Genomic DNA, 21,996 nt, shown 5'->3' on the forward strand with positions numbered 1-21,996 from the left:
TCGTACCCCCGGCGCGGCGTCGGCCCGGACGGTGACCGTACCGGCGGCGCGGCCTCGACCGGGGCGGTGTCGACGGGGTTCACCGCCGGCCCTTTGGCAGCAGGGTGAGGCGGACCGCCGCGACCTGGCGGGCGAAGCGTCCACCGGGAACCTCCACGGCCACCGCGAGGGCGTCGGACCACTTGTCGACGTCCCGCAGGACCGGCAGTGGCGCGGTCCGCAGGCCACGCCCGGTCAGGGCCGCCCAGGTGTCGCGACCGGTGTCGGGCGTCGACATGGGAACGTCCCGCAACACCCGGGCGTGCCGTGGGTCGCGCAGCCCCAACGACCACCAACCGCCGTCGTGCGCCCGACCGAGCACCGCGTCGGAGGCGCGCAGCCCCGCCACCGCCGCGGCCAGCCGGCCCGGCGTCACCTGCGGGGTGTCCATCCCGATCTGTACCACCGGCCGCCCGGGGTACGCGGCAGCGACCTCGGCGTACGCGTTGGCGAGCCGCTCGCCGAGCCCGGTGCCGCGCTGCTCCAGCACCGACCAGCCGTCCAGCGCGGCGGTCAACGCGTCGGCGTCCTCCGCCTCGGCCAACCGACCCGACCAGGCCAGCGCGGGAGTGACACCGGGGGTGGCGCGGACGGCGTCGAGGGTGTCGCGCAGTGCGGCGGCGGCGATCCGGGCCGCCTGGGCCGGTGTGACCGGCGGGCAGAGCCGCGTCTTCACCGCCCCGGCGACCGGCGCCTTGGCGACCACCAGCAGGACGGTCACCGGGAGCCGTCCACGGTCCGCAGCACACCGGCGAAGTCGCGGGTGGCACGCAGGGTGCCCCGCACCGAACCGGAGACCTTGGACCGGGTGCCGGCGGCGCGGGGCGCGTAGGTGACGTCCGTCTCGTGGATGCGCCAGCCGGCCGCGGCGGCCCGGATCAGCAGTTCGAGGGGGTAGCCGAAGGCCCGGTCGGTGACACCGAGGTCGAGCAGCGCCTGGCGGCGGGCCACCCGGATCGGGCTGAGGTCCCGCAACGGTACGCCCCGACGGCGCAGCAACGCGGCCACCAGCGCCGTGCCGGCACGGGCGTGCCACGGCCACACTCCCGCCCCGACCGGCCGACGCCGACCCACGCTGAGGTCGGCCGTACCGGCGGACACGGGTGCCACCAGGGCCGGCAGCTCGGCGGGGTCGAACGACCCGTCGGCGTCGAGGACGCACACCAGTTCGGCGTCGGCGGCCTCCAGGCCGGCGTGCACCGCCGCGCCGTAGCCGCGTCGGGGTTCGTGCACCACCCGGGCGCCGTACCGGACGGCCACCTCGGGCGAGCCGTCCCGGGAACCGTTGTCCACCACGATGGCCCGGTAGCCGGGCGGCAGCGCGGTGAGCACACCCGGCAGGGCGGCTGCCTCGTCCAGGCAGGGCAGCACCACGTCGATCTCAGTCGCCATACCGCCGACGCTAGGACGGCACCCGCGCGGCGGAGGCCGGAATGTGCTTACCGAACCCTTACCACCAGGGCATTTCTTACCGTCCGGTGACGGGCCGCCGATTGGCGAGCGCGAGGGTGGGCTGCCGCCGTACCGTCCGGTGGTCATGGCCTCGACCACCGCTCACGCCGCCGCCCCCGGGCGGACCGCGCCTCGCCGCCGCACCGGGGACCTTCTCGTGCTGGGCCTGGAAGCGGCGCTGCTCGGCGTCGCCGTGCTGGTGGGTGCCCTGCTCAACGCGAGCGGTGTCGGCCTGCACGCGGACGCCGCTCCGCTGTACGCGACGTGGCGGCCCCACGTCGGCTGGGGCAGCCCGGCCGCGCTGGTGGTGGCGGTCGCGGTGGTGGGCTGGGGCGCCCGGTGGGCCCGCACCGCCCGGTGGGGCCGCCTGCTGGCTGCCGCGTGGCTGACGGCGGTGGCCTGGACCATGTCGTTGGCCCTGGTCGACGGCGCGTCGGCGGGGCTGACCCGACGGCTCACCCCGCAGGCCGAGTACCTGCACGAGGTTCCCGGCGTGACCGACATCCCGACGATGCTGGCCGGATTCACCAACCGGATCGTGGACTTCCAACCCGACTCCTGGTCCACCCACACCGCCGGCCATCCGCCGGGCGCGCTGCTCATCTTCGTCTGGCTGGACCGCGTCGGCCTCGGCGGAGGCACGGCCGCCGCGCTGGCCTGCGTCCTGCTCGGCGCCACGATCGCGGTGTCGGTGCCGGTGACGCTGCGCGCGCTCGGCGCGCCCGACGCGGCCCGCGCGGTGGTGCCCTTCCTGGTGCTGCTGCCGGGGGCCGTCTGGGTGGGCGCCTCGGCCGACGGCATCTTCGCCGCCGTGGTCGCGGCCGGTCTGGCGCTGCTGGTGGTCCGGGGACGCGTGGCCGCCCTGGCCGGTGGGGCGTTGCTCGGCTTCGCGCTGCACCTGTCGTACGGATTCCTCCTCGTGGGTGTGCTCGCGCTGGCCGTGGTCGCGCTGCGCCATACCCGCCGACTGGGCGCGCTGCTCGCCGCCGCCGCCGGCGTCGCGGCCGTGACGGCGGTGTTCATCGCCGCGGGTTTCCACTGGTGGGACGGGTACCACCTCGTCGTCCAGCGGTACTACCAGGGCTGGGCCGCCGACCGGCCGTACGCCTACTGGGTGTGGGCCAACCTGGCCGCGCTGCTGCTCAGCGCCGGTCCGGTCCTGGGGCCGGCCCTGCGCCGCGCGCTGGCGGCCGCGCCCGGCTGGCGGGCCGCCGGGCGGTTGGCCCTGCCTACGGCAGCAGGAGTACGAGCAGCCGGCCCCACGGTGCTGCTACCGCTGGCGGCCCTGGTGGCGGTCCTCGGCGCGGACCTGTCCGGGCTGAGCAAGGCCGAGGTGGAGCGCATCTGGCTACCGTTCGTCGGCTGGCTGCTGGTTGCCACGGCCCACCTGCCGGCGACCTCACGACGCTGGTGGCTAACCGCACAGGCGCTAACCGCCCTGGCCGTCAACCACCTGCTCTGGACGGTCTCCTGACCACCCCTGCCGCGCCCCGCCCCCCTTGACGCGTCGATCTTGCGGTTTCGGTTGTCGATATGGACTTCGTGCCCACATTTGTCGCAGCAGAAAGTGCAAGATCGGCGCGCGACAGGGCGGGGTGCCGGGGGGTCAGCCTGCTACGGCGGCTGGTTCGCGGAGGGGGTCGGTGGCGAAGCCGGCCACGCCGTCGGCGAAGCCGACCCGGGCGGTGTAGCCGAGCAGTTCCGCGGCACGGCGTGGATCGGCGACCACGTGCCGCACGTCGGCCGCGCGAGCCCCGCCCACGACCTGTGGGGCCGGGCCGCCCATCGCCTCGGCCAGGGCGACCGCCAGCTCCCCGACGGTGTGCGGCTCGCCCGAGCACACGTTCACCGGCACCAGGGTGGCCGGTGGCAGGTCGCTGGCGAGCGCCAGCAGGTTGGCCCGCGCCACGTCGGTGACGTGCACGAAGTCCCGCCGTTGCCGGCCGTCCTCCAGCACGCGCGGGGCCATCCCGGCCGCCAGCGCCGACCGGAAGATGGACGCTACTCCGGCGTACGGGGTGTCGCGGGGCATCCGAGGGCCGTAGACGTTGTGGTAGCGCAGCGCCCACACCGTCCCACCGGTCTGTCGGGCCCAGGCGGCGGCCAGGTGTTCCTGCGCGAGCTTGCTGGCGGCGTACGTGCTGCGCGGCTCCAGCGGCGCGTCCTCGGGCACGAGCACCGGGTCGAGTCCCCGACCACAGTGGGGGCACGTCGGGTCGTACCGGCCGGCCGCCACGTCCTCGTTGCGCCGGGGCGCGGGACGCACCGTGGCGTGCTCGGGGCAGGCGTAGCGCCCCTCGCCGTACACCACCATCGAGCTGGCCAGCACCAAACGACCGAGTCCCGCCCGGTGCAGGGCGGCCAGCAGCACGGCCGTGCCGTAGTCGTTGTGCGTGACGTAGTCGGGGCCGTCCGACGGGTCCAGGCCGTGGCCGACCATCGCCGCCTGGTGACAGACCGCGTCCACACCGGGCAGCAGGCGATCCAGCAGGGCGCCGTCACGGACGTCGCCGCGCACCACCTGGTGCTCACGTGACCAGGCAGGCAGCTCGCCGCCGTGCGCCTGCGGCAGCAGCGCGTCCAGCGCCACCACCTCGTGGCCCTGCTCGACGAGCAGGTCGACGACCTGCGACCCGATGAACCCGGCCGCGCCGGTGACCAGTACGCGCATGTCGGACACGGTAGGGCCGATCGGGCGTCCGACGGGCCGGTTCGGCGCAGCCGTAAGGAGTTCGCAACAGCTCGGCGGCCGCGGTGGCCCGGTAAGCGTTTGGTAATGCGGTAAACCGCGTTGCGTCGTACCCCTGCGGTCTAACCTGCCGGCAGTGCCCGCCGCCGGCGCTCGCGCCCGGCGGGCCGACGACGGCGGAGCGTGACGACGAGGAGGGAACAGCGAGTGCCAGTAGTCAGGCCCGGCGCGGGCGACAGCGGTTCCCCGGCGTCGGATGCGGACGGCTACGGCGCGCCGCGCGGGCTCTGGCGGGGGCTGGCCCGGCATCGTCCGCCGGGTGTGGACGCGGCCGGACGCGCCTGGCGCAGTCCGTTGCGCGGTCCCTGGCTGACCGCCGTCTACGGGTCGGCGCTGCTGGTGGCGCTGCCGTTGGTGATCATCACGGGGCTGCTCGACTACGCCGCCTACGGCCCCCGTTTCGACCAGGCGTTCCCGCAGGACGTCGGCTGGCTGCGGCTGCCCGTCTTCGACTGGCCCACGCGGCCGTCCTGGCTGTTCCGGGTCACCCAGGGCCTGCACGTGACGCTCGGGATCGTGCTCGTCCCGGTGGTGCTGGGCAAGCTGTGGTCGGTGCTGCCGAAGCTGTTCGCCTGGCCGCCGGCCCGCTCGGTGGCGCAGGTGCTGGAACGGCTCACCCTGCTGCTGCTGGTCGGCGGGATCCTGTTCCAGATCGCCACCGGCCTGCTCAACATCCAGTACTCGTACGTGTTCGGCTTCGACTTCTACACCGCCCACTACTTCGGCGCGTGGATCTTCACGGTGGCCTTCGTGGCCCACGTGATCATCAAGTTTCCCCGGTTGGTGACCGCGCTGCGGTCCCGCCCGCCGGGTGTGGAGCTGCGGACGACGCGCGCCGACACGCGACCAGAGCCGCCCGACCCGGACGGCCTGGTCGCGACCGAACCGGGCCCGGCCACGGTCAGCCGACGTGGGGCGGTCGCGCTGGTGGGCGGCGGCGCGCTGCTGCTGGCCGTACTGACCATCGGGGAGAGCCTGGACGGCCCGCTGCGGCGGACCGCGCTGCTGCTGCCCCGGGGGCGACAGCCCGGCACCGGGCCGAACGGCTTCCCGGTCAACCGCACCGTGGCCGCCGCCGGCGTACGCCCCGAGCAGACCGACGCGAGCTGGCGACTGACGCTGCGCGGCGGTGGACGCACGGTCACCCTGGACCGACCCGGCCTGCTGGCCCTGACCCAGCACACGGCCGCGCTGCCCATCGCCTGCGTGGAGGGCTGGTCGACCCGGCAGAGGTGGACCGGTGTCCGTCTCCGTGACCTGGCCGCGCTCGCCGGCGTCCCCGACCCGACCTCGGCGCGGGTGTCGTCGCTGGAGCAGGCCGGTCTGTTCCGCACAGCGGTGCTCGCGGGCAACCAGATCCTCGATCCCGACTCGCTGCTGGCGTTGCGGGTCAACGACGTCGACCTCTCCCCCGACCACGGCTATCCGGCCCGGGTCATCGTGCCCGCCCTGCCCGGGGTGCACTGCACCAAGTGGGTCGCCGAGATCGACTTCCGGGAGCGGACCGATGACTGAGCGGACCGGGCCGACGCAGGGATCGGCCGGGCGCACGGCCCGGCTGCGGGCGGCCTACGGCGCGGCGCCCTGGCATCTCGCCCTGGTGACGGCGGTGATCGTCCTCGCCGGTTGGGTGGCGCTACGCCTCGCCGACGAGGCGACGTTCGGCCGGATGCTGCTCTGGTTCGTGGGCGCGGTCGTCGCACACGACCTGGTGCTGTTCCCGGTGTACGCGAGCGCCGACCGCGTGCTGCGGGCGGCGGCACGTGGTCGCGTCGTGCTGCTCAACCACCTGCGGGTACCGGCGCTCGGCACGGCGCTGCTGTTCCTGGTCTACTCCCCCGGCATCCTGCGCTGGGGCGAGACGACCCACGAGGCGGCCACCGGCCAGACGCAGCGGCCGTACCTGCTGCGCTGGCTGGCGCTCAGCGGGGCGCTCTTCCTGCTCAGCGCGCTCGCCTACGCGCTGCGGCGTCGCCGTCAGTCGTCGGGGCAGCGGTCGGAGAGCGCGTAGCGCAGCAACACCACGTCGCCGATCTGGCGCGTCTCGGCCAGTCGGGCCCGGCGGCCCGGATTCCAGGGAAAGCGGCCCTCGTCGACGAAGCGCGGCGCCCGACGGTCGCCGACGAAGAACGGGGCGACGACCAGGTGCAGCTCGTCGGCGAGGCCGGCGGTGAGGAACTGGGCGTGGACCGTGCCGCCACCCTCGACCATGAGACGGCGCACCCCCCGCGCCGCCAGGTCGGCCAGGACCCCTCCGAGGTCGACCGGCTCTCCCCCGTCGATGACGGTGGCCAGCCCGCCGACCCGCTCCCGGGTCTTGTCCAGGGCGCCGCTGGCGCAGTAGACCAGCCGGGTGGAGTCGCCCGCGGTGAAGAACCGGGCGGTCGGGTCGAGGTCCCCGCCCGCGGTCAACGTCACCTTGACCGGCGAGGCGGGCTGGCCGCACGCCAGGCGCTCGGTCCGCCGCGCCGCCGATCGCACCAGCAGGCGGGGGTCGTCACGGCGGACGGTGGCGGCACCGACCAGGATCGCGTCACAGCCGGCCCGGACCGCGTCGACGCGGTCGAGGTCGTCCTCGTTGGACAGCAACAGACGCTGGTCGGAGGCGTCGTCGATGTACCCGTCGATGGAGGTGGCGCAGCTCAGCAGCACGTAGGGCCGTGGCGACGCCGGCCGGCAGCTCACCGGGAGACGGGCCGGTCAGGGGTGCGGCCCGCCCGCTCCTCGGCCGTCGCTGCCTCCGCCACCTCGGCCGCCTCCGTCTCGGCCACCTCGGCCGCCTCCGTCTCGGCCGCCTTGGCCGCCTTCGCCGCCAGGTAGTCGGCGTTGGCCGGGGAGAGGAAGACGCTGGTGGGGACGCGCTCCACGACGTCGACGCCCAGCCGGGTCAACTGTTCGGCCTTGTCGGGGTTGCTGCTGAGCAGGCGTACGCGCGGCACGTCGAGCGTGGCCAGCATCTGCGCGGCGGCGGTGTAGTCGCGCTCGTCCTCGCCTCGGCCCAGCGCCACGTTGGCCTGGTAGGTGTCCAGGCCGGCGTCCTGGAGGGCGTACGCGTCGAGCTTCGCGTACAGGCCGATGCCCCGGCCCTCCTGACGCAGGTAGAGCAGGAAGCCGCCGGCCTCGGCGATGCGCTGCACCGCCTCGCGCAGTTGCGGCCCGCAGTCGCAGCGCTGGCTGCCGAACACGTCCCCGGTCAGGCACTCGCTGTGCGGGCGGACCAGCGGCGGCTCCCCACCGGCGGCAAGCCGGTCCAGCGCGCCGGCCCAGTCGCCCAGGCCGAGGGCGAGGTGTTCGCGACCGTCCACCAGGCCCTTGAAGGTGAACACCCGGACGGTGGTGGTGTAGCCGTCGGGGAACGCCAACGGCACCGTGACCTGCGTACGGACCGTGGCGACCGGCAGTGCTTCGGGCATGGGACTCCTTTGTCCGGCGCCGCGGGACGGCGGCGACGCGTACCGTTTCACCACTGGATCAACAGCCGCCGGGCAAGGCGGCTTCCCGATCGGTGGTGGGTTCGCGGGCCCGCCGGGCCAGCAGCACGGCCGCGCCGGGCAGGCTGGCCACCAGCACGAGCGCGCCGTAGACGGTGGCGGTGGCGACACCCTCGGAGGCGCTGAGACCGGCCGCGCCGAACACCCAGGCCGCCACCCCCTCGCGGGGGCCGAAGCCCGCGACGTTCAACGGCAGGCCCATGGCCAGCAGGGCGAGAAGGGTCAGCGGCAGCAACCTCGTCAGCGGCGCGTCGGATCCGGCGGTCCGGGCCGCCACCAGGAAGGTGGCCAGGTGACCGGCGACCATCACGGCCGAGGCGACCAGCACGCCGAGCCAGGTCCGCCGGCCCAGCAGTCCGGCCCGCACGTCGGCGACGGCGGTGCGCACGCCACGCGCCCACCGGGACCGGCCGGTCCCGGGCAACAGCCGAGCCAGGAGTACGACGGTCAGCCCGACCGCCACGAGCAGCGCGGCGGCGGCCGGCAGGTACGGACGCACCGGGGACGGGAACGCCGCGAGCACGACCAGGGCGACGCCCACCAGAACCACCTGACCGGCGGTACGTTCCCAGACCACCGCGCGGATGCCCCGGCTGACGTCGCCGGCGTCGCGGCCGTGGCGCACCGCCCGGTGCACGTCGCCGAGCACCCCGCCGGGCAGGGTGGCGTTGAGGAAGACGGCCCGGTAGCAGTGCGCCACCGCGGTCGCCAGCGGCAGCCGCACGCCCAGGCCACCGGCGACGAGACTCCACCGCCACGCGGCGCAGACCGTGGTGAGCGCGCCGATGAGCAGGGCCGCGGCCAGCGCCGGGGCGTCGATCAGCCGTACGCCGGCGAGGAACGCGCCGCCGCCCACCTGCCACAGCAGGACGGCGAGCAGGCCCACCCCGCCGACCACTCGTGCCCAGGCCCACACCATCGACGCCGGTCCTCCCTGAAGATCGTCCACTCTCTTAGTGCACGTACCCAGGGTGTGGATGGTTCATCCACCGGCCAGCAGGTCCTGGTGCTCGACCACCACGCCCAGCCGGCCGGCCGCCGCCTCGGCCAGCCGACGCCGGGCGTACGCCTCGGCCGGGCCGGCCAGGTCGGGCCGCTGCTCGCAGGCTGCGCCCAGCCAGCCCCGGAACCACTCGGCGGCCAGGTCGGCCTGCTGCGGGCCGAGTCGCCACGGGCTGGGCCGCTCCCGCACGGGCACGCCCCGCCGGGCGAACGCGGCGGCGGTGACGGCGGCGGCGTCCGGGCCGAGCAACCGGCGGCCGTCGACGGTACGCCGCTGGTGCGCGTTGAACGCCTCCTCGACCGCGTCGTCGAGCGGGTCCTCGGGGGTGAGCCGGACCCGTCCGGTGACCGAGACCGCGAACAGGGCGGGACGGCCGGCCTCCACACAGGCCGTGACCACCCGCTCGACCTCCTCGGCGGTCAACATGTCCAGCAGCGCGGACGCGGTGACCAGCGCGCCGTCGGAGAGGTCGGCGGCGCTGAGCCGGGTCAGGTCATCGCAGCGGGTGTGGACGGTGACCGGCGCTCCGTCGGCGGCGGTCACCCCGACCATGCTGTCGGCGGCCCGGGCCAGCAGGTCGGCGTCCCGGTCGTGCAGCACCCACCGCTGCGGTCCGCTCAGCCGGGCGGCGAGCCAGCGGCTCATCGAACCGGTGCCGCTGCCCAGGTCGTGGATCACTATCGGGTCGTGGCCGGCCAGCCGGGGTCGGACGGCGTCCACCAGGTCGTCGGCGCGGGCCGCCGCGTCGGCCGGCTCCCGCAGACGCAGCCAGTCGGCGAACGGCAGGGTCTCCTCGACGGTCACCCCGTCACCTCCTCCAGCACGGTGGCCAGGCGCGCGGTCGTCACCGGCCAGTCGGTCAGGTTGTCGCGGCGGGCGAGCGCGGCGCGCCGCAGCCGGGACCGCAGCTCCTCGTCGCCCAGCCACCGGCTCAGCGCGCCGGCCAGGGCGGCCGGATCGTCCGGCGGGACCAGCAGACCGGGCACGACGCCGTCGGGGGCGCGACCCAGCGCCTCGGGAAGGCCCCCCACGTCGGTGCCCAGCACCGGCACGCCACGCGCGAGGGCCTCGGTGACGACCATCCCGTACGTCTCGCCCCGCGAGGGCAGGACCAGCAGGTCGGCGGCGGCGTACGCGGCGTCGAGCGCCGGGCCGGTCAGCGGGCCGGCCAGTCGGACCCGGTGCGCCAGGCCGGCACCGGCGAGCCGGTCGCGCAGCCGGCCCACCAGCTCGGGTTCTCGGGTCAGCGTGCCGGCGCAGACCAGCGTCCAGGGCGTCTCGGCCAGCACGCACAGCGCGTCGACCAGCACGTCGTGACCCTTGTGACGGGTGACCGCGGCGACGCAGAGCAACCGGTCACCGGCGGCGTTGCCACCAGGCGTCACCGGCGCGGGCGTCACCCCGGGAGGCGCGACGTGGACCCGCTCGGCGGGCAACGCGTGGCGGGCCAGCAGCCGGCGGCGGGTCCACTCGCTGGTGCTGACGACGGCTCGCGCGGTGGCCAGCGCACGGCCCTCGGCCTCGTCGTCGAGCGGCATGTGTACCAGCGCGACGAGGCGCAGCCGTGTCGCGTGCGGGGCGAGCAGGTCTGGCACCGTCGAGGCGATCAGGCCGTCGACGAGCACCACGGCGTCGTCCGGGGTGGTGGCGAGCAGCCGGGCCAGCGCTGCCCGGTCGGCCGGGTCGGGGTACGGCCACGCGCCGGGTACCGGGTGCTCGTGCACCGCCCAGCCACGCTCGGCGAGCCCGGCGCAGACCCGCCGGTCGTACGTGTTGCCGCCGCTGGGCGTGCCCGGGTCGTCGATGTCCCCCGGCAGGACGACGTGCACCGTACGTCGGCGCGGAGCGTCGGTAGCGTGGGCCGGCGGCGGCCGGCCCGCGTCGGTCACAGTGACCGCTCGTAGCTGGCCCAGGCGACGTGTGACTCATGCAGGGTGACGGTGATGCCGGCCAGCTCCCGGGCACCGGCCCCCAGGTCGCCGGCGTGCACCCGCTCGGCCAGTCGGTCGGCGACGGTACGGGCGAGCACCTCGGTCGTGGTGTTCATCCCGGCGAACGCGGGCTCGTCGTCGAGGTTGCGGTAGGACAGCTCCCCCACCACGGCCCGGAGCTGCTCGGTGGCGAGGCCGATGTCCACGACGATGCCGTCGGCGTCCAGGTCGGGCCGGCGGAACGTCGCGTCCACCACGAACGTCGCCCCGTGCAGGCGCTGCGCCGGGCCGAACACCTCGCCCCGGAAACTGTGGGCGATCATCATGTGATCCCGAACGGTCACGCTGAACACGGTCACTCCCCGTCGTCGTAGGTGATGAGGTGGCAGAGCGCGGGCAGGTCGCCCGAACTCAGTCGGGCAAGTACGTCGGGTAGCTCCGTGAACCGGGACGCGCCGGTGATCAGCGCGTCGAACGCCGGGTCGTCGAGCAGGTCCAGGGCCAGCGCCAACCGGTCGGTGTAGCTGCGGCGGCCGCGCCGCGCGGGCGCGACCATGCCGACCTGGCTGCTGCGCACGGTGAGCCGTCCGGAGTGGAAGGCCCCACCGAGGGACACCTGCACCTGGCGGTCGCCGTACCAGCTCAGCTCGACCACCGTGCCCTCGGGCGCGAGCAGGTCCAGCGCCTGTTGCAGGCCGGCGGACGTGGCGCTGGCGTGCACGACCAGGTCCCGGTCGCCGGTCGCGTCGGCGGGTCGGGCGAACCGGACGCCGAGCGCCCCGGCCACCCCGGCCCGGCGGGTGTCGGTGTCGACCAGCTCGACGTCCACACCGGGGAACCGGGCCACCAGCGCCGCGACGCAGCAGCCCACCATGCCCGCGCCGATCACGCTGACCCGGTCGCCGAGCAGGGGCGCGGCGTCCCACAGGGCGTTCACGGCGGTCTCCACCGTGCCGGCGAGCACGGCGCGGGCGGGCGGCACGTCGTCCGGCACCGGCACCACGGCGGTCGCCGGCACGACGTACGCGCTCTGGTGCGGGTGCAGGCAGAACACCGTACGCCCGAGCAGTTCCGGCGGGCCCTCTTCGACCACGCCGACGCTGAGGTAGCCGTACTTGACCGGGCCGGGGAAGTCGCCCTCCTGGAACGGGGCGCGCATCGCCGCGTACTGGTCGACGGGCACCCGACCGGCGAACACCAGCGTCTCGGTGCCCCGGCTGACCCCGGAGTAGCGGGCGCGGACCAGCACGTCGTCGGGACCCGGCGTGGGCAGCGACACCGGTCGGATCTCCGCCGCGCCGGGCTCGCGCACCCAGCAGGCGTACGCTTCGCGGTTCACCTCGTACACCTCACCTTTTGTCCCGGTCGAACCGAACAGCCCTGATTTCCGTGTTGTCTGTCGGGGTCGTCGATCATAAACACGGAGGTACGGTGCCCACAGTTCGAAGCGGTCCGGTGATCGGTCTCACCGCGCAACTGGTCGTGCTGGCGACGCTGGCCGCCACCGTGGGTCTGGACACGGCGGGTTGGCTGGCCGGCGTCGGCTACGCGGCGGTCACCTGCCTCGCGTTGAGCCGGGGCCTGCACCTGTCCGGCGCGTCCCGCCTGGGCCCCGCCGACCGGGTGACGTTGGCCCGGGGCGTCCTGGTCGGCGCGGTCACCGCGCTGGTCGTGGACTCGTTCGACCGCCCGACTCCGGTGGGGCTGCTGGTCGCGTTGAGCACGGTGGCCCTGCTGCTGGACGCCGTGGACGGCCAGGTCGCCCGGCGCACCGGCACCGCCAGCGCCCTGGGGGCCCGCTTCGACATGGAGGTCGACGCGTTCCTCATCCTGGTCCTCAGCGTCTACGTCGCCCCGACGGCCGGGAGTTGGGTGCTGGCCATCGGCGCGATGCGGTACGCCTTCGTCGCGGCGAGCGCGGTCCTGCCCTGGCTGCGGGGCACGTTGCCGCCGCGCTTCTGGCGCAAGCTGGTGGCCGCCGCCCAGGGGGTGCTGTTGACGGTGGCCGCCGCCCGGGCGCTCCCGGAGCCGTGGACCACGCTGGTCCTGGTGGTGGCGTTGGCGCTGCTGGTCGAGTCGTTCGGCCGGGACGTGGCCTGGCTGTGGCGTCGCCGCCCGGCGTCCCGACCGGCTCGCTCACTGCTGCCGGTGCCCGCGCCCACACTGCCGCTGCCCAGGCCCGCGCTGGCGGCGCGCTCGGGCGGTAGGGTCCACTCCGACTGGAGGCCCCGATGACCCTCGCACCTCGGCGACGCCGGCTCGCCGACCGGCTGCGCGGGCGCTCCGCGTCGACCGGCGACGCCGCTGGTCGTACCCCCGTGGTGTCGCCCGCATCGGGCGGCCCGGCGCGGCGGGCGCTGCGGTGGGTCGGCACGGTGCTGGCGGTCCTGCTGGTGTACGCGGTCCTGGTCGGACCGGACCGCCTCGGTGAGCTGACCCCCGGCGCGTTCGTGCGGATCCCGCTGGAGGGCCTGCTGGTGGCCGCGCTGCTGCTGGCGCTGCCGTCGCGACCACGACGGATGGTGGTGGCCGTGCTCGGGCCGCTGCTCGGCCTGCTGGCCATCGTGAAACTCGCCGACCTGGGGTTCCGCACGGCCCTCGACCGGCCGTTCGACCTGGTGCTGGACTGGCTGTTGCTGGACGACGCGTTCGGCTTCGTCCGGGACTCGGCGGGGCGGGCCGGCGCGCTCGGCGCGGTGGTCGGCGTCGTGCTGCTGATCGGAGCGCTGCTGGTCGTGGTGACCGTGGCCCTGCGACGGCTGGCGTCGCTGCTGGTGGACCACGAGCGGACGGCGACGCGGGCGGTGGCCGCGCTGACGGTCGTCTGGGTGGTCTGCGCCGTCGCCGGGGCGCGGATCGTCCCGGGTGTGCCGGTGGCCGACGCCGGGACCACCGCGCTGGTGGGCGCGCACGCCGAGCAGGTGGACGCGCGGCTGCACGACCGGAGCCGGTTCACCGCCCAGATCGACGCCGACCCGTTCCAGGACGCCCCGGGCGAGCAGTTGCTGACCGGGCTGCGCGGCAAGGACGTCGTCCTCGCCTTCGTGGAGAGCTACGGGCGCGACGCCGTCGAGGACCCGGAGTTGGCGCCGCAGGTCAACGGGGTGCTGGACGCCGGGAGCGCGAGCCTGCGCGCTGCCGGATACGGCTCCCGCAGCGGCTTTCTCACCTCCCCCACGTCCGGCGGGGGTAGTTGGTTGGCGCACGACACCCTGCTGTCGGGTCTGTGGACGGACAACGAGCAGCGGCACCGCAGTCTGCTGGCCAGCGACCGGCTCACCCTCAACGGCGCGTTCCGCCGAGCCGGCTGGCAGACCGTCGGGGTGCTGCCGGCGGCGACCCAGCCCTGGCCGGAGAAGGACTTCTTCTCGTACGACCGCTACTACGACACCGAGGCGCTCGGCTACCGGGGCCCGAAGTTCGCCTACGCGCCGATGCCCGACCAGTACACCCTGTCCTTCTTCCAGCGGCACGTGCGCGCCGACGCGGACCGTCCGATCATGGCGGAGATCCCGCTGATCTCCAGCCACTCGCCGTGGACGGCGGTGCCCCGCATGATCGGCTGGGACGCGGTGGGCGACGGCTCGGTCTACCACGGCGACGCCGGGGCGAAGGAGAGCGGTAAGGACGACCGGGACACCGGCCGGGTCCGGGCCGGCTACCGGCAGGCGATCGCCTACTCGCTCCAGTCGCTGATCTCCTACGTGCAGACCTACGGCGACGACGATCTGGTTCTGGTCTTTCTCGGCGACCACCAGCCCGCACCTGTCGTGACCGGCGAGGGCGCGAGCCGGGACGTGCCGATCACGATCGTCGCCCGGGACCCGAAGGTCCTCGAACAGATCGCCGGGTGGGGCTGGCAGGACGGCCTGCGGCCGGGTCCACAGGCGCCGGTGTGGCCGATGGACTCCTTCCGCGACCGGTTCCTGACCGCCTTCGGGCCGACGACGCCACCGTTGGCCGCACCCCGCTGAGCTATTCGGACAAAAGCTACCAATAGCCACAATTGCCTCGTTACGCTTCGCTCGCACATCGAGCAACGGGGGCGTGATGAGGATGTTTGCGTGGGGCAGCCGCGGGTCGCGGACGACGGCACTGCTCGCCGTCGGCGGAATGCTGGCGGTCACCGGTCTGCTGCCGGCGTCCGTCGCGCCCACCCGGATCAACCGGGTGCTCGCCGCGGTCGACGAGGCGATCGGACCGGTGGACCCGGTCGCCGAGGCGCTGAGCTTCGGAGTGATGACCGAGGGCAACGCCAGTGTGATCAACGACGAGAACGAGGGCACCCTCGCCGTCGGCGGTGACCTCACCTTCGGCAACTACCAGCTCGCCGGGCAGACCGCCGGCTCGTTCGTCGTACCGGGCGACGCCCGCCCGAGCGCTCTCGTCGTCGGCGGACGCGTCAACTTCGCCGGCAGCGCCGGTGGCACCCGCCTTCAGGTGCTCTCCAACGGGTACGCGAAGGTCGGCAACCTGACCGGCACCGTCGTACGCGACACCGACAACAACGGTGCCCAGGTCAACACGCGGATCCTGCCGACGGACAACTACGACGCGTTCCCCCGGGTCGAGCTGGTCACCCGGCAGCCCGTCGCCAGCGTCGGGCCCACCTCGCCGATCAACTTCGGCGCGGCGTTCGCCGCCTTCCGCGACACCACCGCCGGTCTGGCCACCTGCGACAACACGGTGGTGCTCCGGACGCCCAACGGCGACGTGCTGCCCCGACCGATCCCACCGGGCAGCAACGCCGTGGTCACCCTCACCCCGGGTGTGACGAACGTGCTCAACCTGACCGCCACCGACCTGGCCAACATCCAGATCCTGACCTTCGCCAGCCAGCCCACCGCGACCACCCCGCTGCTGGTCAACGTGGACACCACCGGCGTCGGCAACACGTTCAACTGGACCGCCCCGAACTTCGCCGGCATCGGCGGCGAACAGGCTCGCTACATCCTGTTCAACTTCCCGACCGCGACCGCGCTGACCCTCACCCCGCAGGCCGCCACGGTGGAGGGGACCATCTACGCCCCCAACGCCAGCCTCACCGACCTCTCCTCCAGCAACACCGAGGGCAGCGTCATCACCCGCACGCTCGACCATCGCGGCGGCGAGATCCACTACTTCCCGTTCGCCACCACGCTCTCCTGCGAGGGCGCCACCCCGGCCGACATCGCGCTGATCAAGTCGTCGACGACGACGTTGATCACCACCGTGGGGCAGCAGGTCCCGTACTCGTTCCACGTGGTCAACACCGGTGGCGTGCCGCTGACCGGCATCTCGGTGGCCGACACCCAGACACCGCCGTCATCGAACGACAACCTCGGCCCGATCACCTGCGCCACCACCACGCTCGCACCCGGTGCGCGCACGGCGTGCACCGCCACCTACACCGTCACGCAGGCCGACCTCGACAACGGCGGGGTGACCAACACGGCAACCGCGCGGGGCACCCCACCCAGCGGCCAGCCCGTCGTCTCCGAGCCGAACACCCTGACCATCCCGGCACAGGCGCTCACCGCCGCCGTCGCCGTCATCAAGTCGTCCACCACCGCTTCGATCACCACGGTCGGGCAGCAGGTGCCGTACCGGTACCTGGTCACCAACACCGGCGGCCTGACGCTCACCGCCATCGCCGTCACCGACGTGCAGACACCGCCGTCGTCGAACGCCAACCTCGGCCCGATCACCTGCCCACAGACCACCCTCGCGCCCGGACAGTCCACCACCTGCACCGCCACCTACACGGTCACCCAGGCCGACCTGGACAACGACGGGGTGCGCGACACCGCCACCGCGCGGGGCACGCCACCGACCGGCCCGCCGGTGACCTCGCCGCCGTCCACGCTGACCATCCCGGCGGCCGGGCTGACCCCGTCGATCGCGGTCACGAAGACCTCCACCACCGCCTCGATCACGACCGTCGGGCAGCAGGTGCCGTACTCGTTCCACGTGGTCAACACCGGTGGACTCACCCTGACCAACGTCACCGTCACGGACGTCCAGGCGCCGCCGTCGTCGAACGACAACCTCGGCCCGATCACCTGCGCCGCCACGACCCTCGCTCCCGGGGCGCGGACCACGTGCACCGCCACCTACACCGTCACCCAGGCCGACCTGGACAACGACGGGGTCACCGACACCGCCACCGCACACGGCACCCCACCCGGGGGTACGCCGATCGACTCGCCACCCTCGACCCTGACCATCCCGGAGACCGGCCTGGTCGCCGCGATCGCGGTCGTGAAGACGTCCACCACCGTCTCGATCGAGACGGTCGGGCAGCAGGTGCCGTACGTGTTCCACGTGGTCAACACCGGCGGGCTCACCCTGACCAACGTCGCCGTCACCGACGTACAGACGCCGCCGTCGTCGAACGACAACCTCGGCCCGATCACCTGCCCACAGACCACCCTCGCCCCCGGCGCGCAGACCGACTGCACCGCCACCTACACGGTCACCCAGGCCGACCTGGACTTCGGCTCCGTCCGCGACACCGCGACCGCGCGGGGCACCCCGCCCGGCGGCAGGCCGCCGGTACAGTCCCCTCCGTCGACGTTGACGATCCCCGGCGACGCGCCCGCCCCGGCCATCTCGCTGGTGAAGTCGTCCACCAGCGCGACCATCAGCGCCGTCGGCCAGCAGGTGCCCTACCACTTCCTGGTCGCCAACACCGGCGGCGTCACGCTCACCAACGTCAACGTCACCGACGTGCAGACACCGCCGTCGTCGAACGCGGACCTCGGCCCGATCACCTGCCCACAGACGACCCTCGCACCCGGCGAGACCACCACCTGCACCGCCACCTACACGGTCACCCAGGCTGACCTGGACAACGACGAGGTCACCAACGTCGCGACCGCGCACGGAACCCCGACCGGCACCGAGCAGCCCGTCGACTCGGACCAGTCCGTGCTGACCATTCCGGCGGCCGACGTCACGCCGTCGATCGCGGTCATCAAGTCGTCGACCACGGTGGCGATCACCACGGTCGGCCAGCAGGTGCCCTACCAGTTCCTGGTGACCAACACCGGTGGCGTCACGCTCACCAACGTCAACGTGACCGACGTGCAGACACCGCCGTCGTCGAACGCGAACCTCGGGCCGATCACCTGCCCACAGACCACCCTCGCACCCGGCGAGGCGACGGCCTGCACGGCCACCTACACGGTCACCCAGGCCGACCTCGACAACGACGCCGTCGCCGACACCGCCACCGCGCACGGCACGCCACCCAACAGCGAGACGCCGGTGGACTCGCCGCCGTCCACACTGACGATCCCCGAATCCGGGTTGGTGGCCGCGATCTCGGTGGTCAAGACCTCCGAGGTCACCACGATCGGCATGGTCGGTCAGCAGGTGCCGTACCGGTTCCACGTGGTCAACACCGGCGGACTCACCCTGACCAACGTGAACGTCACCGACGTCCAGGCACCGCCGTCGTCGAACGCGAACCTCGGCCCGATCACCTGCGCGGTGACCACGCTCGTGCCGGGTGAGACGACCACCTGCACGGCCACCTACACGGTCACCCAGGCCGACCTGGACAACGACGGGGTCACCGACACCGCCACCGCACACGGCACCCCACCCGGGGGCACGCCGGTGGACTCGCCGCCCTCGACGCTGACCATTCCCCAGGCGGGGGTCGTCCCCGGCATCGAGGTGATCAAGTCGTCGACCACGGTGGCGATCACCGCGCCGGGCCAGCAGGTGCCGTACACCTTCCTGGTGGTCAACACCGGCGGCCTGACCCTCACCGGCGTGACCGTCAACGACACCGTGCTGCCGCCGTCCCCCCGGGCCGAACTGGGCGAGATCACCTGCGGTCCGCAGAACATCCCGAACGGCGAGGTGACCCTGGAGCCGGGCGCGTCGATCCAGTGCCGCACGACCTACACGGTGACCGAGGAGGACTTCACCGGTTCGTCGCTGCGCAACGTCGCCACCGCCACTGGCACGCCACCGTTCGGGCCGCCCCCGGTCTCGCCGCCGTCCCCGTTGGACATCCCGATCCCGCACCCGGCGATCGCCATCACCAAGTCGGCCACACCCACCGTGGTGTCGGCGGCCGGTGACGTGGTCACCTACCGGTTCGTGGTGAGCAACACCGGCAACACTCCGCTCACCTCGGTGACCGTCGACGAGACGGAGTTCTCCGGAACCGGCACGCCCGGGACGATCACCTGCGGGACCCCGCCCGTCCCGAACGGCAGCGTCACCCTGCTCGCCGGGGCGAGCACCGCCTGCACCTCGACGTACACCGTCACGGCGGCGGACATCGAGGCCGGCCGGATCACCAACACGGCCGTGGCGGCCGGCACGCCGCCGACGATCCCGGGCCAGGAGCCACCCGCACCGGTACGCTCCGGACCCGTCACCGCCGAGGTCACCGCCACCCGGGGCGCGGCGATCACCGTGGTGAAGTCCAGCAGCACCGAAAAGATCAGCCGGCCCGGTCAGCAGGTGCCGTTCCAGTTCCTCGTCACCAACACCGGGCAGGTGACGCTGACCGGCGTCACGATCACCGACACCCTCACGGCGCCGGCGTCACCGGCCAACCTCGGCCCGATCACCTGCGGGCCGGACCGGACACCCAACGGCGCGGTCACCCTGGCCGCGGGTGCGGCGGTGACCTGCACGGCGACGTACACGGTCAGCAAGGCCGACATCCACCACGGTTCGGTGCGCAACAGCGCGACGGCGACGGGCACCCCGCCGGACGGCCCCGCGCCGGTCGCGCCGGAGTCCACCATCACCATCCCGGTGAAGGGCAAGCTCCCGGTGACCGGTACGTCGTTCCCGATCGGCGGATGGATGACCGCCGGGGTGCTGGCGGTACTGCTCGGTGCCGCATTGCTGCTGGCCGTCCGGCAACGCAGACTCCGCGCCTAGCGGGGACGTCGCGGGGGTCGGACCGGAGGGGAACCGGTCCGGCCCCCGCGCATGTCCGCCCATGACACAACGTCGGCGATGTCGGGGTATCCCGACATTGCCAACGTCGTGATGATCATCGTTCATTCGGACGTGGTGGGTCGGGCGCGTACGTGCAGCCGTTCGCCCTGCGGCCCGAAGAGGCTGAGCGCCTCGGCGGTGCCCGGACCGGGGTTCATGATCAGGTGCGGGATGCGGGTGTCGAACTCGGCCACCTCTCCGTGCGTCAGGATCAGGTCGCGGTCACCGAGCACCAGGCGCAGTCGACCCGAGAGGACGTACAGCCACTCGTACCCCTCGTGGACCTGCGGGGTTCGTCCCCCGGCGGTCGGATCCGGCGGGAAGATCTGCTTGAACGCCTGCAGGCCACCCGGACGGCGGGTCAGCGGCAGGTGCGTCACGCCGTGGATCACGATCGGCTTGGGGCGTACGCGGGGGTCGCCGGTGGCCGGGGCGTCCACCAGCTCATCCAGGGCCACCTGGTAGGCGCGGGCCAATGGAAGCAGCAGCTCCAGGGTGGGTTTGCGGCTGCCGGACTCGAGCCGGGACAGGGTGCTCACCGAGATGCCGGTCAGGTCGGCGAGCTGGGTCAACGTGGTGCCGCGCTGGTGGCGCAGGGCGCGCAACCGGGGGCCGACGGCGGCCAGCGCGGCGTTGTCGTCGTTTGCCATAACGGCAACGATACTTGCCATCTCGGTGGCGGCGACGGATGGTGGGCTCAGCCGACAAGAGGGAGACATTCCGGTGGACGAGACGTACGACGTGGTGGTGGTGGGCGGTGGCGCGGCCGGGCTCAGTGGCGCTCTGGCGCTGAGCCGTGCACGGCGGTCGGTGCTGGTGATCGACTCGGGCGAGCCGCGTAACGCGCCCGCCGACCACGTGCACAACTACCTGGGCCGGGAGGGGACGCCGCCGGCCGAGCTGATCGCCGCCGGACGCGGCGAGGTGGCCGGGTACGGCGGGCAGTTCCGCGACGGCCGGGTCCGTGAGGTGACAAGGGCGGACGACGGCTTCCGGATCGCCCTCGACGACGGCGACGCGGTGCGGGCCCGCCGGCTCCTGGTGGCGACCGGGCTCACCGACGAGCTGCCCGACGTGCCCGGGGTGGCCGAGCGGTGGGGTCGCGACGTGCTGCACTGCCCGTACTGCCACGGCTGGGAGGTCCGGGACCGGCGGATCGGCATCCTGGCGACCGGGCCGATGGCCGCGCACCAGGCCGAGATGTGGCGGCAGTGGTCCTCCGACGTGCTGCTCCTGCTGCACGACGCACCGACCCCGGACGAGGAGACGGCCGAACGGCTCGCCGCCCGGAGCATCCCGGTGGTACCCGGCCCGATCGCCGCGCTCGAGGTGACCGGGGACGCGCTCAGCGGTGTCCGGCTCGCCGACGGCCGCGTCGTGGCGCTCGACGCCGTCGTGGTCGCCACCCGCACGTCGCCCCGCGCCGACCTGCTCGTGGGGCTGGGTCTCGCCCCGGAGGAGGTGACGATGGGCGGGCACGTGGTGGGCACCCAGATCCCCGCCGACGCCACCGGCGCGACGACCGTGCCGGGCGTGTGGGTGGCCGGCAACGTGGCCGACCTGCGTGGTCAGGTCATCACCTCCGCCGCTGCCGGGCTGATGGCCGGGGCGGCGATCAACGCCGACCTCATCGCCGAGGAGACCCGGGACGCGGTGACCGCGTACCGGCAGTTGGTCGCCACGACCTTCGAGGAGCCGGCGTGGGAGGAGCGGTACCTGTCGAAGCCGGCGGTGTGGAGTGGCCGCCCGAACCCGCAGCTGGTCGCCGAGACGGCCGATCTCAGCCCCGGGCGGGCGCTGGACGTGGGCAGCGGTGAGGGCGCCGACGCGGTGTGGCTGGCCCAGCGGGGCTGGCAGGTGACCGCAGTGGACATCTCGACCACCGCCCTGGGTCGGGCCGCCGAGCACGCCGACGCGGCCGGGGTCGGTCACCGGATCGAGTTCACCCACGCCGACCTGCGCGACAAGCCGCCCGCCGAGGGGGCCTACGACCTGGTGACGGCGCACTACATGCACCTGCCCCCGACGCAGCGGCGGGAGTTGTTCGCCCACCTGGCCGCCGCGGTGGCCCCGGGCGGCGTGCTGCTGATCGTGGGCCACCACCCGATGGACCTGTGGACGTCGAGCCACCGGATGCACATGCCGGACATGATGTACACCGCCGAGGACGTCGCCGCCGAGCTGGACCCGACCCACTGGGACGTCCAGACCACCGCGACCCGCCCCCGCCCCGGCCCCCACGACGCGGTCCACCACGACGCGGTCCTACGAGCCCGCCGCCGCTGACCCGCCAACCGTCGATCATGGAGTCGTGCTGGATGACAAGAGCCGCCAATCAGGGCCTTCCGGGCACCACGACTCCGTGATCGGCGAATGAGG

General features: G+C 73.7%; 18 protein-coding genes and 1 pseudogene. 8 read left to right on the forward strand and 11 right to left on the reverse strand.

Annotated features, from left to right (window positions below; translation table 11 throughout):
- Window positions 1-79: 79 nt before the first annotated feature.
- Window positions 80-760, reverse strand: a complete 681-nt coding sequence (locus ACIA3K_RS02165; RefSeq protein ID WP_396798549.1) for a DUF2064 domain-containing protein — start codon at window positions 758-760, stop codon at window positions 80-82.
- Window positions 757-1,431, reverse strand: coding sequence for a glycosyltransferase family 2 protein (locus ACIA3K_RS02170; RefSeq protein WP_396798550.1), 675 nt, complete (start codon window positions 1,429-1,431; stop codon window positions 757-759). Before ACIA3K_RS02170 ends, ACIA3K_RS02165 begins: the two co-directional genes overlap by 4 nt.
- 145 nt (window positions 1,432-1,576) lie before the next feature.
- Between ACIA3K_RS02170 and ACIA3K_RS02175 the strand changes: the two genes are divergently transcribed.
- A complete protein-coding gene (locus ACIA3K_RS02175) occupies window positions 1,577-2,965 on the forward strand; it encodes a hypothetical protein (RefSeq protein ID WP_396798551.1) in 1,389 nt (462 codons plus the stop codon).
- A gap of 132 nt (window positions 2,966-3,097) precedes the next feature.
- On the opposite strand, the gene ACIA3K_RS02180 is transcribed toward ACIA3K_RS02175, so the two are convergent.
- Window positions 3,098-4,162 (reverse strand): NAD-dependent epimerase/dehydratase family protein, encoded by a 1,065-nt coding sequence (locus ACIA3K_RS02180; protein ID WP_396798552.1) that lies wholly within the window; start codon window positions 4,160-4,162, stop codon window positions 3,098-3,100.
- Window positions 4,163-4,387: 225 nt separating this feature from the next.
- Between ACIA3K_RS02180 and ACIA3K_RS02185 the strand changes: the two genes are divergently transcribed.
- Window positions 4,388-5,755, forward strand: coding sequence for a molybdopterin-dependent oxidoreductase (locus ACIA3K_RS02185; protein WP_396798553.1), 1,368 nt, complete (start codon window positions 4,388-4,390; stop codon window positions 5,753-5,755).
- Window positions 5,748-6,251: a hypothetical protein gene (locus tag ACIA3K_RS02190; protein ID WP_396798554.1), complete on the forward strand. Its 504-nt coding sequence runs from the start codon at window positions 5,748-5,750 to the stop codon at window positions 6,249-6,251. The genes ACIA3K_RS02185 and ACIA3K_RS02190 overlap by 8 nt, the downstream gene beginning before the upstream one ends.
- On the opposite strand, the gene ACIA3K_RS02195 is transcribed toward ACIA3K_RS02190, so the two are convergent.
- From ACIA3K_RS02195 to ACIA3K_RS02225, 7 genes are all read right to left on the reverse strand, one after another.
- Window positions 6,218-6,925, reverse strand: a complete 708-nt coding sequence (locus ACIA3K_RS02195; protein WP_396798555.1) for a RibD family protein — start codon at window positions 6,923-6,925, stop codon at window positions 6,218-6,220. The two genes, ACIA3K_RS02190 and ACIA3K_RS02195, sit on opposite strands and share 34 nt — an antisense overlap.
- Entirely contained in the window at window positions 6,922-7,653 is a 732-nt protein-coding gene (gene ribA / locus ACIA3K_RS02200; RefSeq protein ID WP_396798556.1) for a GTP cyclohydrolase II, read from the reverse strand. The genes ACIA3K_RS02195 and ribA overlap by 4 nt, the downstream gene beginning before the upstream one ends.
- Window positions 7,654-7,711: 58 nt before the next feature.
- Window positions 7,712-8,650 carry a lysylphosphatidylglycerol synthase transmembrane domain-containing protein gene (locus ACIA3K_RS02205; RefSeq protein ID WP_396798810.1) on the reverse strand — a complete coding sequence of 313 codons (939 nt, stop codon included), beginning with the start codon at window positions 8,648-8,650 and terminating at the stop codon, window positions 7,712-7,714.
- A 63-nt stretch (window positions 8,651-8,713) separates the two neighbouring features.
- The gene (locus tag ACIA3K_RS02210) at window positions 8,714-9,538 is read right to left on the reverse strand and encodes a class I SAM-dependent methyltransferase (RefSeq protein WP_396798557.1); all 825 of its coding nucleotides are present in this window, start codon (window positions 9,536-9,538) and stop codon (window positions 8,714-8,716) included.
- A complete protein-coding gene (locus ACIA3K_RS02215; RefSeq protein ID WP_396798558.1) occupies window positions 9,535-10,623 on the reverse strand; it encodes a glycosyltransferase family 4 protein in 1,089 nt (362 codons plus the stop codon). Before ACIA3K_RS02215 ends, ACIA3K_RS02210 begins: the two co-directional genes overlap by 4 nt.
- The gene (locus ACIA3K_RS02220; RefSeq protein ID WP_357169592.1) at window positions 10,620-11,018 is read right to left on the reverse strand and encodes a 6-carboxytetrahydropterin synthase; all 399 of its coding nucleotides are present in this window, start codon (window positions 11,016-11,018) and stop codon (window positions 10,620-10,622) included. Before ACIA3K_RS02220 ends, ACIA3K_RS02215 begins: the two co-directional genes overlap by 4 nt.
- A 2-nt stretch (window positions 11,019-11,020) precedes the next feature.
- Window positions 11,021-12,004, reverse strand: a complete 984-nt coding sequence (locus ACIA3K_RS02225) for a zinc-binding alcohol dehydrogenase (protein WP_396798560.1) — start codon at window positions 12,002-12,004, stop codon at window positions 11,021-11,023.
- A gap of 92 nt (window positions 12,005-12,096) precedes the next feature.
- Between ACIA3K_RS02225 and ACIA3K_RS02230 the strand changes: the two genes are divergently transcribed.
- The 4 genes and pseudogenes from ACIA3K_RS02230 (at window position 12,097) to ACIA3K_RS02245 (ending at window position 19,557) form a co-directional block, all read left to right on the forward strand.
- Complete coding sequence (locus tag ACIA3K_RS02230) at window positions 12,097-12,900, forward strand: CDP-alcohol phosphatidyltransferase family protein (RefSeq protein ID WP_396798562.1); 804 nt, start codon at window positions 12,097-12,099, stop codon at window positions 12,898-12,900.
- Window positions 12,897-14,639, forward strand: a complete 1,743-nt coding sequence (locus ACIA3K_RS02235; RefSeq protein ID WP_396798563.1) for a sulfatase-like hydrolase/transferase — start codon at window positions 12,897-12,899, stop codon at window positions 14,637-14,639. Before ACIA3K_RS02230 ends, ACIA3K_RS02235 begins: the two co-directional genes overlap by 4 nt.
- A 139-nt stretch (window positions 14,640-14,778) precedes the next feature.
- Window positions 14,779-15,814 (forward strand): annotated as a pseudogene (locus tag ACIA3K_RS02240) (choice-of-anchor A family protein); the annotation flags it as partial.
- 2,192 nt (window positions 15,815-18,006) lie between these two features.
- Window positions 18,007-19,557: a hypothetical protein gene (locus ACIA3K_RS02245; protein WP_396798811.1), complete on the forward strand. Its 1,551-nt coding sequence runs from the start codon at window positions 18,007-18,009 to the stop codon at window positions 19,555-19,557.
- 122 nt (window positions 19,558-19,679) lie between these two features.
- On the opposite strand, the gene ACIA3K_RS02250 is transcribed toward ACIA3K_RS02245, so the two are convergent.
- Window positions 19,680-20,267, reverse strand: coding sequence for a helix-turn-helix domain-containing protein (locus ACIA3K_RS02250; protein WP_396798564.1), 588 nt, complete (start codon window positions 20,265-20,267; stop codon window positions 19,680-19,682).
- 73 nt (window positions 20,268-20,340) lie between these two features.
- On the opposite strand from ACIA3K_RS02250, the gene ACIA3K_RS02255 reads away from it, so the two are divergent.
- Complete coding sequence (locus ACIA3K_RS02255; protein ID WP_396798566.1) at window positions 20,341-21,903, forward strand: FAD-dependent oxidoreductase; 1,563 nt, start codon at window positions 20,341-20,343, stop codon at window positions 21,901-21,903.
- Window positions 21,904-21,996 lie beyond the last annotated feature (93 nt).

Source organism: Micromonospora sp. NPDC051543 (genome assembly GCF_044454415.1).
GTDB lineage: Bacteria > Actinomycetota > Actinomycetes > Mycobacteriales > Micromonosporaceae > Micromonospora.

Excerpts from the sequence above, each read along its gene's own strand:
- ACIA3K_RS02170 (WP_396798550.1), bottom strand. The coding sequence starts at position 1,431 with ATGGCGACTGAGATCGACGTGGTGCTGCCCTGCCTGGACGAGGCAGCC.
- ACIA3K_RS02175 (WP_396798551.1), top strand. The coding sequence starts at position 1,577 with ATGGCCTCGACCACCGCTCACGCCGCCGCCCCCGGGCGGACCGCGCCT.
- ACIA3K_RS02180 (WP_396798552.1), bottom strand. The coding sequence starts at position 4,162 with ATGCGCGTACTGGTCACCGGCGCGGCCGGGTTCATCGGGTCGCAGGTC.
- ACIA3K_RS02190 (WP_396798554.1), top strand. The coding sequence starts at position 5,748 with ATGACTGAGCGGACCGGGCCGACGCAGGGATCGGCCGGGCGCACGGCC.
- ribA (WP_396798556.1), bottom strand. The coding sequence starts at position 7,653 with ATGCCCGAAGCACTGCCGGTCGCCACGGTCCGTACGCAGGTCACGGTG.
- ACIA3K_RS02205 (WP_396798810.1), bottom strand. The coding sequence starts at position 8,650 with ATGGTGTGGGCCTGGGCACGAGTGGTCGGCGGGGTGGGCCTGCTCGCC.
- ACIA3K_RS02235 (WP_396798563.1), top strand. The coding sequence starts at position 12,897 with ATGACCCTCGCACCTCGGCGACGCCGGCTCGCCGACCGGCTGCGCGGG.
- ACIA3K_RS02245 (WP_396798811.1), top strand. The coding sequence starts at position 18,007 with ATGGTCGGTCAGCAGGTGCCGTACCGGTTCCACGTGGTCAACACCGGC.
- ACIA3K_RS02250 (WP_396798564.1), bottom strand. The coding sequence starts at position 20,267 with ATGGCAAACGACGACAACGCCGCGCTGGCCGCCGTCGGCCCCCGGTTG.